The organism is Microbispora catharanthi (assembly GCF_006334915.2).
GTDB classification, from domain to species: domain Bacteria; phylum Actinomycetota; class Actinomycetes; order Streptosporangiales; family Streptosporangiaceae; genus Microbispora; species Microbispora catharanthi.
This window is the reverse complement of sequence record NZ_VDMA02000007.1, coordinates 237,703-252,785: the sequence shown is the minus strand read 5'-3', so window position 1 is coordinate 252,785 and position 15,083 is coordinate 237,703. Positions and strand designations below refer to the sequence as shown.

At 71.6% G+C, this 15,083-nt stretch carries 13 protein-coding genes; 7 read left to right on the top strand and 6 right to left on the bottom strand.

Annotated elements, in window-relative coordinates; genetic code table 11:
- Positions 1-73 precede the first annotated feature (73 nt).
- On the bottom strand, positions 74-1,051 hold the full coding sequence (locus FH610_RS15830; protein WP_161628010.1) for a TIGR03118 family protein: 978 nt from the start codon (positions 1,049-1,051) through the stop codon (positions 74-76).
- 413 nt (positions 1,052-1,464) lie between these two features.
- Here FH610_RS15830 and FH610_RS15825 point away from each other — a divergent pair, with 413 nt between their 5' ends.
- On the top strand, positions 1,465-2,340 hold the full coding sequence (locus tag FH610_RS15825) for a hypothetical protein (RefSeq protein ID WP_139575180.1): 876 nt from the start codon (positions 1,465-1,467) through the stop codon (positions 2,338-2,340).
- Between the two features lie 108 nt (positions 2,341-2,448).
- Here the strand turns inward: FH610_RS15825 and FH610_RS15820 are convergent, their stop codons facing one another.
- Positions 2,449-3,495, bottom strand: coding sequence for a sulfotransferase family protein (locus FH610_RS15820; protein WP_139575179.1), 1,047 nt, complete (start codon positions 3,493-3,495; stop codon positions 2,449-2,451).
- Between the two features lie 190 nt (positions 3,496-3,685).
- Entirely contained in the window at positions 3,686-4,189 is a 504-nt protein-coding gene (locus tag FH610_RS15815) for an ATP-binding protein (protein WP_139575178.1), read from the bottom strand.
- A gap of 403 nt (positions 4,190-4,592) precedes the next feature.
- Here FH610_RS15815 and FH610_RS15810 point away from each other — a divergent pair, with 403 nt between their 5' ends.
- On the top strand, positions 4,593-4,877 hold the full coding sequence (locus tag FH610_RS15810) for a hypothetical protein (protein ID WP_139575177.1): 285 nt from the start codon (positions 4,593-4,595) through the stop codon (positions 4,875-4,877).
- A 131-nt stretch (positions 4,878-5,008) separates the two neighbouring features.
- Here FH610_RS15810 and FH610_RS15805 read toward each other — a convergent pair whose 3' ends face one another.
- Both FH610_RS15805 and FH610_RS15800 read right to left on the bottom strand, forming a co-directional pair.
- Complete coding sequence (locus FH610_RS15805) at positions 5,009-6,265, bottom strand: hypothetical protein (protein ID WP_139575176.1); 1,257 nt, start codon at positions 6,263-6,265, stop codon at positions 5,009-5,011.
- A 136-nt stretch (positions 6,266-6,401) separates the two neighbouring features.
- A complete protein-coding gene (locus FH610_RS15800) occupies positions 6,402-7,895 on the bottom strand; it encodes an LLM class flavin-dependent oxidoreductase (protein WP_139575175.1) in 1,494 nt (497 codons plus the stop codon).
- Positions 7,896-7,938: 43 nt separating this feature from the next.
- Here FH610_RS15800 and FH610_RS15795 point away from each other — a divergent pair, with 43 nt between their 5' ends.
- The 5 genes from FH610_RS15795 to FH610_RS15775 all read left to right on the top strand — a co-directional run bounded on the left by FH610_RS15795 (position 7,939) and on the right by FH610_RS15775 (position 12,464).
- Positions 7,939-8,634 (top strand): nucleotidyltransferase domain-containing protein, encoded by a 696-nt coding sequence (locus FH610_RS15795; protein WP_240808991.1) that lies wholly within the window; start codon positions 7,939-7,941, stop codon positions 8,632-8,634.
- 22 nt (positions 8,635-8,656) lie between these two features.
- On the top strand, positions 8,657-9,424 hold the full coding sequence (locus tag FH610_RS15790; protein ID WP_139575174.1) for a nucleotidyltransferase domain-containing protein: 768 nt from the start codon (positions 8,657-8,659) through the stop codon (positions 9,422-9,424).
- 104 nt (positions 9,425-9,528) lie between these two features.
- On the top strand, positions 9,529-9,762 hold the full coding sequence (locus FH610_RS15785; RefSeq protein ID WP_139575173.1) for a hypothetical protein: 234 nt from the start codon (positions 9,529-9,531) through the stop codon (positions 9,760-9,762).
- Between the two features lie 297 nt (positions 9,763-10,059).
- On the top strand, positions 10,060-11,154 hold the full coding sequence (locus tag FH610_RS15780; RefSeq protein WP_240808990.1) for an FxsB family cyclophane-forming radical SAM/SPASM peptide maturase: 1,095 nt from the start codon (positions 10,060-10,062) through the stop codon (positions 11,152-11,154).
- On the top strand, positions 11,151-12,464 hold the full coding sequence (locus tag FH610_RS15775; protein WP_139575171.1) for an HEXXH motif domain-containing protein: 1,314 nt from the start codon (positions 11,151-11,153) through the stop codon (positions 12,462-12,464). Before FH610_RS15780 ends, FH610_RS15775 begins: the two co-directional genes overlap by 4 nt.
- A 28-nt stretch (positions 12,465-12,492) precedes the next feature.
- On the opposite strand, the gene fxsT is transcribed toward FH610_RS15775, so the two are convergent.
- On the bottom strand, positions 12,493-15,009 hold the full coding sequence (fxsT, locus tag FH610_RS15770) for an FxSxx-COOH system tetratricopeptide repeat protein (protein ID WP_139575170.1): 2,517 nt from the start codon (positions 15,007-15,009) through the stop codon (positions 12,493-12,495).
- Positions 15,010-15,083 lie beyond the last annotated feature (74 nt).

Below are 15,083 nucleotides of genomic sequence, written 5' to 3'. Positions count from 1 at the left end.
AGGTAGGGGCGACCGGCCTCGGGTGGGCGTGTCCCGCGGCCGATCGCGGTGAGCTGCACCTATCAGTAGCCGATCAGTAGCCGTAGCCGCCGGACGGGTGGGAGTGTGACGGCGCCGGTCTGGCCGAAGTCGTGGCCGTGGACGACGGCGTGGGCGAGACGGCGCCCGCGGACGTGGCCGGGCGGATCAGGCCGAGCAGGCCGTGCCGAGCGCCTGAGATGCCGGCCGAGAACCACACCGCGTCGGTGCCGCCGTTGCCCGCCGTGCCGGGTTCGAGGTCCCACAGCCCCTCGACGGCGATCGCCCTGCCGTCCGCCCCGCGCAGCGGGCCGAGATAGCGACCCGTCCTCGGGTTGTACGCGTTGATCCATCCGGCGCCGAAGTTGCCCACCAGCAGCGCACCGGCGTACGCGCCGAACCCGGCGGGGGCGAGCGTCATCGCCCACGGCGCGTTCAGCGGGCCGCGGGAGGCGAGGCGCCGCACGAAGCGGCCGCTCGGGGTGAACCGGCTGACGAACCCGTTGCCCCGGCCCGCCACCGGCCTGCCGGTCTCGGGGTCCCGCTTGGCGTACGCGACGAGAACCGAGGTTCCGGCGATCTCGACGTTGAAGGGGGAGTAGCGCGCGGGCAGGAACGGGTCGCGGAACGCGCTGCGCGCCGGCCGCACCCTCCGGAAGTCGTCGTCGAAGACGTGGACGGCGCCGTGGGAGAAGGACGGCGCGAGCAGGAACGTGCCCCGGTCGGTGTTCATCAGCGCCAGGCCCTTGTAGTCGGCGCCGCGGGTGAACGCGGCGATGACCGCGTTGTGTGGATCGGCCTTGGCGCTCCAGGCGGTGATGGCGCCGCTCGGGCTGGAGAAGATGAACGAGGCGGGCGCGGCGCCGGCCTTTCCCTTGACCGTGAAGGCGTCGCCCGTGTACGCCACCTGGCCGGTCGGGGTGCCGCCGGGGATCGTCACCGTGGTGAGGGCCGCCCTGCCCGCCACGTCGGAGACCAGGTCGACCTCGGCGAACCGGGCGGGCGTGTGCGCCGTGTTCGCGGCCGGGTGCACTGGGTGGCCGGAGCCCTGCCCGGAGCGGGAGGCGTAGGGGGACGAAGCGGGATGGGCCGGTGCCGCTCCGACCAGCGCCAGCGCGAGCGGAGCGGCGCAGAGCGTGACGACACGTGCCCGCAGGGGGCCTCCTGAGAGTGGTCAGAACTGTGTCGGCATGCCCTTACGCCCGGAGATACGCCGCCGCCCCGTTCCGGGTTCACCCGACTTTTCCGCAGGTAGGGGGCGCGGGCAGGAGCAGGTCTGCCCTATCCTGACAAAACCCGCAAAGCAAGCGGGTTTTGTATAGACATGGTCGTCCGATGGCGAGGACACTTGGCCTCCCGCCGGGCCGCTGGTAATTCACTACAGCCAAGAGGGGCCGGTGCTGAGCCGGCCCCGCCCACCGTCGTCGCTCACTACGGAGAAGAGACGTGTTCGCACCGAAGCCGGAACGGTCAGTCGTCGCGGTTCCTCCGCCCGGAGACGGGCCCGGATTCTGGGCGGGCGCGCCCAGCGCCGTGAGCAGGGACGGATGGATCTACCTGGCCTACCGGCTGCGCCGGCCGCTCGGTGATGGGCGCGGGTACGCCGTGGAGATCGCCCGCTCCGCCGACGGCGAGCGGTTCGAGAAGATCCTCACGATCACCAAGGAGGAGATGAAGACCGAGTCGCTGGAGCGCCCGACGCTCGTGGTGACGCCGGAGGGCAGGTGGCGCCTGTACCTCAGCTGCGCCACGTACGGCACCAAGCACTGGCGGGTCGAGATGATCGAGGCCGCCGGGCCGGCGGAGTTCGACCCCGCCGACGCGCGGGTGGTGCTGCCCGGCGACCTCAAGACCGGCGTCAAGGACCCCGTGATCCTCCGTCACGGCGGAGTGTGGCACCTGTGGGCGTCCTGCCATCCCCTGGAGGACCCCGACGAGGCCGACCAGATGGTGACCGACTACGCCACCAGCACCGACGGCGTCGAGTGGACCTGGCAGGGGACCGCGCTCGACCGGCGGCCGGGCGAGTGGGACTCGCGCGGTGTGCGGGTGAGCGCGGTCACGTTCAGCGGCGAGACCGTCATCGCGTACTACGACGGCCGCGCGTCGGCGGAGGAGAACTACGAGGAGCGCACGGGCGTGGCCATCGGCCCCGACCCGTCCACGCTCACCGCCACCGGAACCGCCCCCGTCGCCCAGTCGGAGCACGCCGGGGGAGGACTGCGCTATCTGTCGATCGTGCCCGTGGCGGGGGGCCACCGCCTGTACTACGAGCTGACCCGCGCCGACGGGGGCCACGAGTTGCGCACGGAGCTGCGCTGACCGTCCCGAGAGCGATTCCGGCGCCAGGGGTGGCCATCGCCGTGAACATCCGCGGTGGTAGAGCGGGAGCCGAGTGGCGCGGGCGGCGGGCGGGGCCCGAGTGGGGGGTCACGCCCCGAGGGGATCGCCTCCCGGCGGGCCGTCCATGCCCGGCGGCCGGGCGGCCGGGTCGGAGGCGCTTCTGACGCGGCCGTTGCGGGCCTGCCGCTGGCCGGACGGCCGGGCTCCGACCAGGCCGCCCGACCGCTCCCGGGGGCGCAGCCAGTCGCCGAAGTCCTCGCCGAAGGAGTCGCCGCCGAGCAGGTCGCGCAGCAGCGCGATGTCGGCCGCGAAGTAGGCGAGCAGCTCCTGGCGCTGTGCCCAGGTGAGCGGCCGCCGGGGCTGCCCGTCGCGCTGCAGCACCCGTTCCAGCGGTGCGGTGAGCCGCTGGCCGAGCACCGGATCGCCGAGCCGGGCGAGCCGGGCCAGGATCCGGTGCCCGCGGCTGTGCCGTGGATGGGCCGTGACGTTCTCCCTGGGCACCTCGCTGACCAGCCCCTGCTCCACCCCGAGGAACGCGCAGATGCGATCGAGCGTGGCGGCGGGGCGGTCCACGAGGTCCCGGTAGCGGAAGACCAGCACCTGCTCGCGGGGGAACAAGGCGAACAGGTGCGCGAGCTGCTCGCCGTACCGGCCGAGGCCGACGTAGTGCCAGAACGGCGACCAGCCCTCGGCGATCCGCCGCTTCTCGGCCGCGCACGCCTCGATGACGTCGCCGATCGGCTCCAGGCCGGCCGACCACAGGTGGGTCCAGTTGGAGTGCGCACGCTCCACGGGGTCGCGCAGCGAGACGATGAGCTTCGCGGCCGGGATCGCCTCCCGGATCCGCCGCTGGGCCGCGCGGTCGTACAGGTAGAAAGGGGTGGACTCGCCGCGCAGCGCCCCGGGCGCCGCGTCCGCGAACAGCGCCTCGTAGTCGGCGCGCCGCCACACGTGCTCGCGGTAGGTCTCCGCGTCCCCCGGCCCGCCCTTCGCCGGAGGCGGGCCGTCGGTGAGGAAGAACTTCGGCTCCTTGACGGGAGACATGAACAGCCGCGGATGGCGGGCCAGCGCCGCGTGCAGGGCAGTGGTGCCGGCCTTCGGCGCCCCGATGACCAGGAAGTCGGGCAGGGCCATGGGAGTCCTCCTACTTTCCCGATTTATTTAGTTGGTTTTGCCCCTTCCTTGCCTTCGGAATCACCCGACGTCGGTGTAGTACCACCGAAACAGCCACCGATGCCGTATCGCGGCACGTATCTGGGCGCCACGGCTCCCCGCCCGGCGTCCGGAGGGCCGCCCCCCGGCGGGGAAGCCCGGGAGGATCGGGTCAGCCGGAGGTCGCGCCGGCCGAGCCGCGCGCCGCGACCACCGGCCCCACCCATGCGGCCGGCCGGCGACGGGCGAGCGCGGCGGCCCGCCGGTCGCCGTCGGACCAGAACTCGAACCACACCTCGTTGCGGCCGGCCTCGCGGACCAGCCCCCACCGGTCGGCCAGCAGGTCCAGCAGCGGCAGGCCGCGACCGCCCTGGCTCGACCCGCTGGGGAGCGGATGACCGGCGCACGGCGGCCCGGCCGAGCCGTCGTCCTCCACGCAGACCCGCACGCGGTCGGGCAGGCACGAGACGGTGACGGTAAAGGTGCCGCCGTCCCCGGAACGGGAGTGGACGACCGCGTTCGTCGCGATCTCGCTGGTCAGCAGCACGCAGTCGTCATGCCGGGGATGGCCGCGCCCGAGCGCGGCCGACACGAGCCTGCGCGCCCGCCCCACCTGGTCCCGCCCACCCGCGAGCCGGGCCACGCGGTTTCCCGCGCCGTCCCCCGAGATCTCCATGAGCTCCTCCCAACGCGTGACGGTGTGGCCGCCGCAGGAGAGGACGTCCGCCCCCGCGCCCGCGATGTCACGGGAAAGTAGGAGTGTCCTTGCCCCGCTATGCCGGGAAAGCGACCCCGCCACCCTCGTCCTCCGGGCGGCGACCAGAAGCCGGCCGCGCTGGAACCACGGGAAGGCCCGGCACAGGGGGGCAGACGACCCGGTCGGGAACGGTGTCGCCCCCACAGCGTGCGCACGGCAATGACGGCGTTTCGGCCGGCAACCTGCCCTGGCTGATGACCGCCGCCCTGACCATGGGACTGGTCGGCGACGTCTACCGGCCCGCCGCCTCGGCGCTGGTCGCCGAGACCACTCCGCCGCACCTGCGGCCGAAGGCATTCGGGCTCATGCACTGGCGGTCAACGTGGGCACCGCCGCCGCGGGCGCCATCGCCGGACTCCTGCTCGCCCACGGCTTCTGGCTCCTGGTCATTCTGGACGTGACCACCAGCCTCGCCTTCGCCGTGATCGTGGCCGTCGGCGTCCCCCGCGGCTACGACACCGCGAGCGCCAAGCCCGCCCGCGACGGCTACGCGATCCCGGCACGCGATCGGGTGCTGATGGCAGCGCTCGTCTTCCTGCTGATCGGCCTGATCCTTTACGCCAGGCCGCCTACGCGCTGCCCCTGGCGCTGGTCGCCTTCACCCTGATGCCGGCCGTCGCCCGTCGCGAACAGGCCATGGCGTCGCCGGCGTGAAATCCCGGCTCATACAGGCCGGCGGGACCGGTCCGTCCGGTCCCGCCGCCCCCTTCCCGTCGGTGAAGCCGGGCAGACTCCCCGTCAGGAGTCGTGCGCGGCCGCTCCCGATGCGGAGCCGTTCACGACGAGCACGCGCTCGCGCTCGGGCACCTCGATGGCCGGGAACGTGCCGGTGTCGACGATCCCGTGCTCCCGGTACGCCGCCTCGATCAGCGCGTACGCCTGGGGTTCGAGCTTCCACAGCGCCCGCCACTCCTTCGCCGCGAGGAGCGGGATGCCCACCTCCTGGGCGATGTCGGCGGCGCGGGGGACGTACTTGCGCGCGATCTGCTGGTCCCAGTACTGCCGGGCGGCCCGGAACTGGGCCGCGCGCTGGGCGGTGTCGACGACGGGCGGCGCCGACTCGGCCGGGACGTCCTCGTCCTCGTCGTCGATCAGCTCGGCGATGGTCGCGGCGGGCAGCGCCGGGGGAGCGGGCTGTTCGGGCTCGGGCGCCCAGGGGACCGGCGGAGCGAGGTCGATCAGCGCGGAGGTGTTGTAGAGCGCGCCGATCTGGGACAGCAGGGCCTCCTGCCGCTTCTCGTCCACGGCCAGGCCGGTGTACTCCACCGCCTGGTCCATCGCCTTGTCGAGCCTCGCCATCGCGGCGCGCAGCTTGCGGTCGGACGCCCCGGCCTCGCGCAGCGCGCGGAACCGCTTGGCGGCCAGCGCCACCCTGGTCAGCCTGCGGTGGGCGTCCACCTCGCTCGCCGTACGGTCGCTCGCCTCGGCCAGGCCGATCCGGACCAGCACGCGCTCGGGGGTGAGCCGCCAGTTGATGCGGCCCCGGCCGGTGATGCGGACCCGCTCGATGGCCATGCCGCGCTCCCACAGCCAGGCGGCCACGAGCGGCGCGGCGAGACGGAAGACGGCCTCGGCGACGCTGCGGGCGTCCATGCTCGACAGGACGGCCGACAGGGACGTCAGCACCCACACGGCCAGGCCGTCGATGCCGGCCGAGTAGTTCTCCCGCATGTTGCGGCGCGCGCGTACTGCGCTGGTGATGACGGCGACTTCGATGAAGGCGAACAACAGGAGCCGCAGCGGGCCGTCGAACCCGAGGACGTCGCCGGAGAAGCGCCACATGCCCTGGGCGGAGACGCCGGTGGCGATGCTGGCGGCGACGATGGTCAGAATGTCCTCGGTGGGCCGGCCGGCCGCCCAGCGGCGGAACAGGCGGATCAGGGCGCGCAGGGCGAAGAAGGCCAGGACCAGCAAGACCAGGGCGATGACGCTGATGATGATCGTTTCGACCGTATGGGCCGACGCGAAGGCGGTTATTTGGTCAATGGGGGGCATCAGTCACGGTCTCTCGACGTCCGATGGTTTTCCTCGAGATCATTCCAGAACCGCGTCGTCCTTTGGTGCGAAACACGTCTCTCCGTGAACACTCCGTCGCCGGGGGTTCGGAGCCGTTCTCAGATGTCCAGGGTTCTCAGATGTCGAGGTTGAGGCGGGCGATGGGCTCCACGAGCTCCTCCTCCTCGTAGCGCAGGTGCGACAGCAGCACGTCCGACAGCAGGTCCACCCGGTCGCGCACGGCGTCGAGCCGATCCGGGTCCTCGATCATCGCGACGAGGGCGGCGTCCAGCTCCGTCAGCACGCCGGCGATTACCTCGTGCTCCTGCTCCAGGCGGGCCACGACCGGCGCCAGCGACTCCTGCGCCGCCGCCAGCATCGGGAACATGTGCTCGTCCTCGATGGTGTGGTGGGTGGTCAGCAGGCGGCAGTACGACGCGCAGAACGTGCCGAGCGTCCAGTAGTTCTGCCGCAGGGTGAGCTCGTTGATCATGGAGCGGAGCGCGGCGGCGTCGGAGCGTCCCGCGGCGACCTGCTCCAGGGCGTCCCTGATCTGGGTCAGCTCCCGGCGCAGGTGGTCGTGGATGAGCACGAGCCGCCGGCCGTTCGCCTGCTGCCGAGCCGGGAGCGCGGCGATGTCCCGCTTGGGCAGCCGTGGCCGGGTGGCCTCGTCGAGCACCGCCCTCGCCGGTGTCGCCTTCGCGAGCTCGATCGGGCCGTCGGCGTCCTCCCGTGGCCCCCGGGCGCGCTCCCGCGACACCGCCTCGCGTACGGCGGGGGCGACCTCCTCGGCGAAGACCTTGAGGTCCCTGTCGTCGTCCACGGCCAGCACGAACACGCTCATGCCGTGGCGGAGCGCGAGTCCGGTGAGCTGCTCGGCCCACAGGGCCGGCGGCCCGTCCAGGAACCCCTTCCCGGCGACGCCGGAGAACCGGCCCTCGATGTTGTAGACGCGGCGGATCCCGGCGGGGTCGCGCCCGGCCCGCTCGGCCGCGGCGTCCAGGATCGCGCTCATCGCGCCCAGCTCGCCGGGCGCGGCATACCCGGAGGAGGGCACCCATCCGTCGCCGAGCCGCCCGGTCAGCTCCAGCATGCGCCGCTTGTACGCGCCGAGCCACAGCCCGATCGGATGCGGGGGGAACGGCCCCGGCCGCGCGCCCTCCAGCCGGTAGTGCCTGCCGTCGAGCCGTACGCCCTCGTCACCCGGGGTCCACAGCGCGCGGAGGACCGCGATGGCCTCCTCCAGCGCGTCCACGGCCTCGCCGGGGCTGTGGCGCGGGCCGCCCATGGCCGCGATGCCGTCCCAGAACGCCCCGGAGCCGAGCCCCAGCTCGACCCGGCCCCCGCTCAGGATGTCGAGGGACGCGGCGGCCCTGGCGAGCACCGCCGGCGGCCGCAGCGGCAGGTTCACCACGTCGGGGAACAGCCGCACCCGCTCGGTGCGCCCCGCGAGCGTGGACAGCAGCGTCCAGGTGTCGAGGAACGCCGGCAGGTAGGGGTGGTCCTGGATGCCGATGATGTCGAGCCCGATCTCGTCGGCCAGCACGGCCTGCCGGACGATCCGGTGGTGCCCCGCCGCGTCGGGCGTGAGAAACGCCCCGAACCACAGCTCATGTCCGAAGTCGGCCATTAAATCGCTACCTTTCCGCGTCCCGGACCGGGAGCCTACCTTCGTGACAAGATCCGGCGACATGACCCCGATGGCCCCCGGCGGCACCGTCCTGTCGGTCGTCATCGGCTCGCGCGCGTACGGGCTGGAGACCGAGCAGTCGGACGTCGACAGGCGGGGCGTGTTCGTGACGCCCACTCCGTTGTTCTGGCGGCTCGACAAGCCGCCGGACCACGTGGAGGGGCCGCTGCCCGAGCAGTTCTCGTGGGAGGTCGAGCGGTTCTGCGTGCTCGCGCTCGAGGGCAATCCGGCCGCGCTGGAGTGCCTGTGGTCGCCGCTGGTGGAGCTGGTCACCCCGGTGGGTGAGCGGCTGCTGGCGCTGCGCCGCGCGTTCCTCTCTGGGAAGGCGGAGCGGGCGTTCGCGGGATCGGCCGCCCGGCAGTTCCGCCGTCTCGGGCCGGAGGACCCGCCCCGGCCGGGCGGCGACGTCAGGCGCTGGAAGATGGCCATGCACATGATCCGGCTGCTGCTGTGCGCCGCCCACCTGGCCGGGCACGGGGAGCCACTGATCGAGGTGGGCGCCCACCGCGACCGGCTGCTCGCCGTACGGCGGGGGGAGACGCCCTGGCCCGAGGTGCTGGAGTGGCGTGGGCGGCTGCTCGCCGAGCTGGACGAGCGGCCCGGGAGCGCGCTGCCCGGACGACCGGACCGGGCGGCCGTGGAGGAGTTCCTGATCGACGTGCGGAGGTCGGCTCTATGAGCATGATCGAAGGAGGGGCGCCGTGACCGCCGTCCTGCCGTCCTGGCTGCCCGAGGTGGCCGCGGGTGAGCGGCACCCGCTCGCGTTCGCCACCGTGAGCGGCGCGCATCTGTACGGGTTCCCCTCGGTGGACTCGGACGTGGACCTGCGGGGCGTGCACATACTGCCGGCCGAGGAGGTCGTCGGGCTGCGCACGGGTGAGGAGACCGTGACCCGCTCGTGGATTCGCGAGGGCGTGGAGGTCGACCTCGTGACCCACGACCTCGCCAAGTTCTGCCGGCTCCTGCTCGGCCGCAACGGCTACGTGCTGGAGCAGCTCTTGTCGCCGCTGGTCGTGACCACCTCCCCGCTGCACGAGGAGATGCGCGCCCTCGCGCGGGGCTGCCTGACCCGGCACCACGCCCACCACTACCTCGGCTTCGCCCGCACCCAGCGGCGGCTGTCCGACCGCACGGGGGAGCTGAAGCCGCTGCTCTACGCGTTCCGGGTGCTGCTGACGGGCATCCACCTCATGCGTACGGGCGAGCTCGTCGCCGATCTCACCCTGCTCCTCGACGGCGGGCCGCCGTACCTGCCCGGCCTGGTGGAGGCCAAGCGGGCGGCCGAGCACGGCGGGCTGCCGGACGGCGCGCCCGGCGGGGAACGGCTCGCGGCCGACCTCGACGCGCTCACCGCCCGCCTGGAGGACGCCCGGGACGCCTCCGCGCTGCCGGACGCCCCGTCGGCCCACGACGCCCTGCACGACCTCGTCGTTCGGAGCCGCCTCGCCGGACGCCCATCGGGGGAGTGAACGGCGAAAAAGGACGGGGACACGCGAACAACGCGGGGTGCCGCACCGCGCGCGGGGGCCATCGCGGATAATGGGCCAAGCCGCCATCATCCCAGGAGAACGCTTTGACCACTAAGTTCGGCAAAGACAACCTCGACCTGGCCGCGAGCGCGGAGGCACTGGCCGACAGCGCGCCAACCGGATCGCTGCGTCACGCCGCCGCCAAGTCTGTCGCGATCACCTTCGCCACGACCCGTGACGCCGCTCAGGCCCGCAGCACCCTAGACGGCATCTCACCCGCAGACGTTCGTCAGGCGGCGCTGGAGCTCTTCGACGAGCTCTCCGCCAGCGCCGACTGACCGCAGGCCCACCAGAGGCCGCCCGACCAGGCCATGGCGGGCGGCCTTACGGCCGCGCCCTGCGACTGCCGCCTCGTCCCGGTAATGCGGCCATAACAACAAAAAGATGTTTTATTCGGCGGTCGGGCGTAAACTATTAGAAGCGAAATCGAGCACTTCATGGCGTGACGACCCGACGCGTGCGAACAGGTGGCAGTGGACCTCGCGGCATCCCCCCCGGGCGCGGAATGGCCAGCAACTCTCGACGTTGCCGGACTTCATGATGAGGGCTGGCGTCCCACGCCGTTCCAGACCTTCGTGCTGAAGATCCACAGCAGGTGCGACCTCGCGTGCCGCTACTGCTACATGTACGAACTCAAGGACTCGCGCTGGGTGGACCAGCCCCGCTCCATGTCCACGGCGGTGGCGAGGTGGACGGCCGGCCGGATCGGCGAGCACGTCCGCGCACACCGGCTGTCCTCCGTCGAGGTCGTGTTCCACGGCGGGGAACCGCTGCTGGCCGGGTCCGAACGAATAAGGGCGCTGGTCGAAATCCTGCGAACCGGCGTCGACTGCCCCGTACGCATTACCATTCAGACGAACGGGCTGCGCCTCTCCGATGAGTACCTCGCCTTATTCGACGAATTGAATGTCCGAATAGGCGTGAGCCTGGACGGAGACGCCACGGCCACCGGCCGCCACCGGCTTTTCCGCAACGGGGAGTCGAGCCATGGCCGGGTCGTCGAGTCGTTACGGCGGCTCACGGCCGATCACAGCCGTCTGTTCGCCGGCCTGCTCTGCACGATCGATCTCAGGAACGACCCGCTCTCCACATACGAGGCGTTGCTGGAGTTCGAGCCGCCGAGCATCGACTTCCTGCTGCCCCACGGCACCTGGTCCGATCCCCCGCCGGGACGGCCCCCCGACGCGTCCACGCCCTACGCCGACTGGCTGATCGAGATCTTCGACCACTGGTACCGGCGCCCGCGAACGTCGATCCGGCTGTTCGCCGAAATCATGCACCTGCTCCTGGGGGGCGCGTCCGGCCTCGAAAGCATCGGTCTGTCGCCCGTCGGAGTCCTCGTCATCGAGACGGACGGCTCGATCGAGCAGTCCGACTACCTCAAGGCCGCGTACGACGGCGCCACCGTCACCGGTCTGCACGTGCGCACCGACCCCCTCGATCGAGCGCTCGCCCTCCCGGGCTTCGCCGCCCGCCAGATCGGATTGACGGCCATGTCAGCGGAGTGCCTGGCCTGCCCTGTGGTGGAGGTGTGTGGCGCGGGCCTCTACGCGCACCGCTACCGGGCGGGAAACGGCTTCAAGAATCCGTCCGTCTACTGCACCGATCTCCGCGCTCTGATCGACCACATCCGGCGGACGATGGAACGCGACCTGGAGGCGTGGAGATGAGCCTTCCCTGCCACGAGCTGTCCGAGGACGCCCTCATGCTCCTCGCCACCGGGGATTCCACGCCGGAGATACTCCGCGAGCTCGTCGCGGCCCAGCGCAGCAAGCAGGCGCTCCTCCTGTGGGGCATCGAGCGTCTCACCCGCGGCATCGATCACCCCGACGCCCCGATCACGGCGCAGGCCTACGATCTGCTGACGCACTTCCTGCGCCGCCACCCCGCGATCGCCATCGACGTCGTCTCCAACCCCGCCGTCTCCGCGTGGGCGCTGAGCACCATCCGCGATCTGCGGGCGGGCGCGTCGTGCGCCCGCCCCGGGCAGCTCGCCGCCGTGGTGGCCGCGATCGCCGTACGGACCGGACGGCCCTGCCGGATACGGGTCCCGACCATGGCGGGCCGGGTCCTCCTTCCGACGGTGGGCTCCACGACCTCGGTGGCGACCGACCGGATGGGCATGGTCACGGTCGAGCACGGCAGGGCTCTCGTGGAGGTGGGCGAGGAGCGGATCCGCATACCCGCCGACGCGTCCTGTGACGCGCCCGGCTGGCTCGGCATGCGGACGCTCGGGCTCGGAGACACCGACACGCGGATCTCCCTCCTCCTGGACGACCTGCACCCGGCGCGGATGCCCGGGGAGGACCTGGAGGACCGGCTGCCCGGCGACGTCGTGGCCGGCTGGCGTGAAGCTCTGGACGACGCGTGGGGGCTCCTCACCGAGCATCACCCCGTGCCGGCCGAGGAGGTCCGGTCCCTCGTGACCACGATCACCCCGTTGACGCCCGTGCCCGTCGGGCTGCGCAGCGCGAGCTCCCGGGAGACGTTCGGCTGTGTCGCGCTGTCGTTCACGCGGGACCGTCTCATGACCGCGCTGACGCTCACGCACGAGGTGCAGCACGTCAAGCTGTGCGCCGTCCTCGACATCGTCCGGCTCATCGGTCCCGATCGGGGCACCCGCTACTACGCGCCCTGGCGGGAGGACCCGCGGCCGGTCGAGGGGCTGCTCCAGGGCAGCTACGCGTTCCTCGGCGTCACCCGGTTCTGGCGCCGGCAACGCCACCTGCAGGCCGGGGAGGCGGCCGAGGCGGCGCATTTCGAGTTCGCCCGCTGGCGGGAGGCGGCCGAACTGGTCGCGACCACGCTCCTCGACACCGGCGACCTGAACCACGAAGGCAGGATCTTCGTCTCGGTGATGCTCAAGACGCTGGAGTCCTGGTCCGCGGATCACGTGCCCGCGACCGTGGCCTCCGCCGTGCGCCGGGTGTCCCAGGAGCATCGGCGCCGGTGGCTGGAGCGCAATCCCGGCTTCGACTGAGGGCGAGGCCGGGGTCGCGCGGGCGGAGTCAGAAGCGAGGGGGATCGAAGTCGAAGTCCAGGCGGCCGCCCGACCTCGCCAGGACGGTGTCGGGATGCCGGACGCCCAGTCTCCTGTCGTAGACGGCGAGTGTCGCCCTGTGAAGGGCGTGCGCGTCCTCGGTCTTGCCCGCCGTCCTCAGGCTGTCGGTCAGGTTCGCGGCCGACCCGAGGGTCATCGGATGCTCGGCGCCGAGCAGCTCCTGCAGGAGTGCGTGGGTCTGCGTGTCCAGATCGAGTGCCGCTTCGTGCTCACCGAGCTCGTGCCGATCATTGGCCAGGTTCATGGCGACGGTCAACGAGTAGTGGTGCTTTCGGCCCAGGGTCTCGTCGAGGCTCTCGAGGACGTGCTCGTTGAGCGTCCTGGCCGCCGCCGGGTCGCCGTTGACGCGCTGCAGAAGGGCGAGGTTGCCGCGCGCCGCCACCGTGAACGGGTGGCCGGGCCCGTAGATGCGCGGCAATCCGTCCGCGATGACCCGGGTCAACGCCAGGGCGTCCTTGAGCCGGCCGTCGGTCCGCAGCGCGTTGGCCAGGCAAATCGCCGCCGACACCGTGTGCGGGTGAGCGGCCGTCAGGATCGACTCATACCGGTTGTAGGTGTCGCGGGCCAGTTCCAGCGCGTCCTCGATCCGGCCCAGCCGTCGCATGGCGATGGCGAGGTCGACCGCGACCGCCAAGGTGTGGACGTGGTCCACGCCTACTTCGCCCCTGCCGTACTCCAGGGCGTCGACGCCGAGGTAGTACGCCGCCTGGTAATCCCCGTTCAGGCGGACGGCCTGGCACAGGCCTCCCAAGGAGACGAGCAGGTCCAGCTTGCTGCCGACTCCCGGCCTGTTGCGAACCTCGTGGACCTGCGTCTGGAGCTCGACCGCCTTGTCGTAGTCGCTCACGAGCGCGTAGCCGAGGGCCAGGTTGTTGATCGTGCGCAAGGTGCGGGGGTCGTCCTCCCCGTACTTCTTCGCATGCCGGCGCCGTGAGTCCTCGTCGTGGGCGACGGCCTCCCTGAACATGCCCTTGGCCCGCAGGCTGGCCCCGAACGAGTTGGTCAGGAGCAGCACCACGTCGTCGTCCTCGCCGAGAACGCGCCGCCCCCGTTTCAGCGTCCCCTCGAGGAGGGTGAACGCCTCGTCGAAACGCCCGTCCTGCCGGAGGCTGTTGGCCAGGTGGTGTTCCGCGGTCAGGACGTGGCGGTCGTCCACGCCGGACAAGTGGCTCCAGTCGTCCCTGAACCTGGCCGCGAAGCTCCGGGCCGACTCCGTGTCACCGATGAGGTAGAGGTAGCGGACGACGTTGAGGGCGAGATCGCGCAGTCGGCCGTTCGTCGTGGTCGCGGCGCCGACGGGGTCGAGATGGGGCACGAACCTGCTGAAGACGCCCCAGTTGGCCTCGTCCTCCGGCTGGAGCCCGCTCGCGGCGGCGAGCAGCATCTGCGCCTCGCGTACGTACACCTGCTTCTGCTCAGGCTCGAGGTCGGCCCTGAGCAGCCTCTGGACCAGCCGGTGGATCTGGATGGCGCGGTCGTCGATCCGCCCGAGGGCGAAGTTGTTGATCGCGCGAAGCGCCCGCGTGCGGAGGATCGGGTTGCCGAGGATGGGGGCGAGCAGCGGGCCCACACCCCCGGAGCTTCCCCAGCGGAACAGGTCGATGGGAATCGGCTCGGGGCCGAAGAAGGCGGCGCACCTGAGAACCTGCAGGGCCTCCGGCAGCTGGTCCTCGAGGGCGTTGATCGACAGACGCCACGCCGCGGTCATCGACCGCGGGTACTCCATCGGCTGGTTCTCGTCCATCACCTCGAGCGGCTGCCTGCGCAGCAGATCCAGGTACTCCTCGGTGGACATGCCCGTTTCCACCTGCAACGCCCCGGCCTGCTCCAGGGCCAGCGGGAGATCGCCGAGCTCGTGGGCGAGCTGCCTGGCCTCCTCCGGCGTCATCCTCCCGGCGCGCTTGCCGAGGAATTCGATGCTCTCCTCGCGATCGAAGACGTCGATCACCATGGTGTTGGCGACGCCCTCCCAGCGAGGGTTGCGCGAGGTGATCAGTACATGTCCCTGTTCCGGTCGCCCGGCCGGGATCAGCTCCATGATGTCCTCGGCCTTGTTGACGTTGTCGAAGATCAGGAGCCAGCGCTTGTAGGGGTCGCCCCTGCGCAGAGCGTCCAGCACGGAACGACTCGCCTCGTCGATGCCGACGACCTTGGCGGGCGGGAGGCCCAGCTTCTCCGCCAGCGCGCCCAGCGCGCCGGGAATGAGCAGGGGGATGTCGGAGGCGATCCACCAGACGACGTCGTAGTCGCCCTTGAACCGATGCGCGTATTCGATGACGAGCTGCGTCTTGCCGACGCCCCCCATGCCGCGCAGAGTATGCGGGAGGATCGCGGTCGGCCCCTCGAACATCTGCTCGCGCAACTCACGGAGAGCCGCCTCGCGGCCCGTGAAGTTCGCGTTGCGAAGCGGAATGCGACTTCCCCAGATGCGAGGTTCCGGACCAGGGGTCTCAAGCGCCGGCACCAGCGTCCTCCTACCCGTGAAGAAGTCTATTGTTCTTCAGTATGCAACCTTTGCCGCCCACATTCTTGGATCGC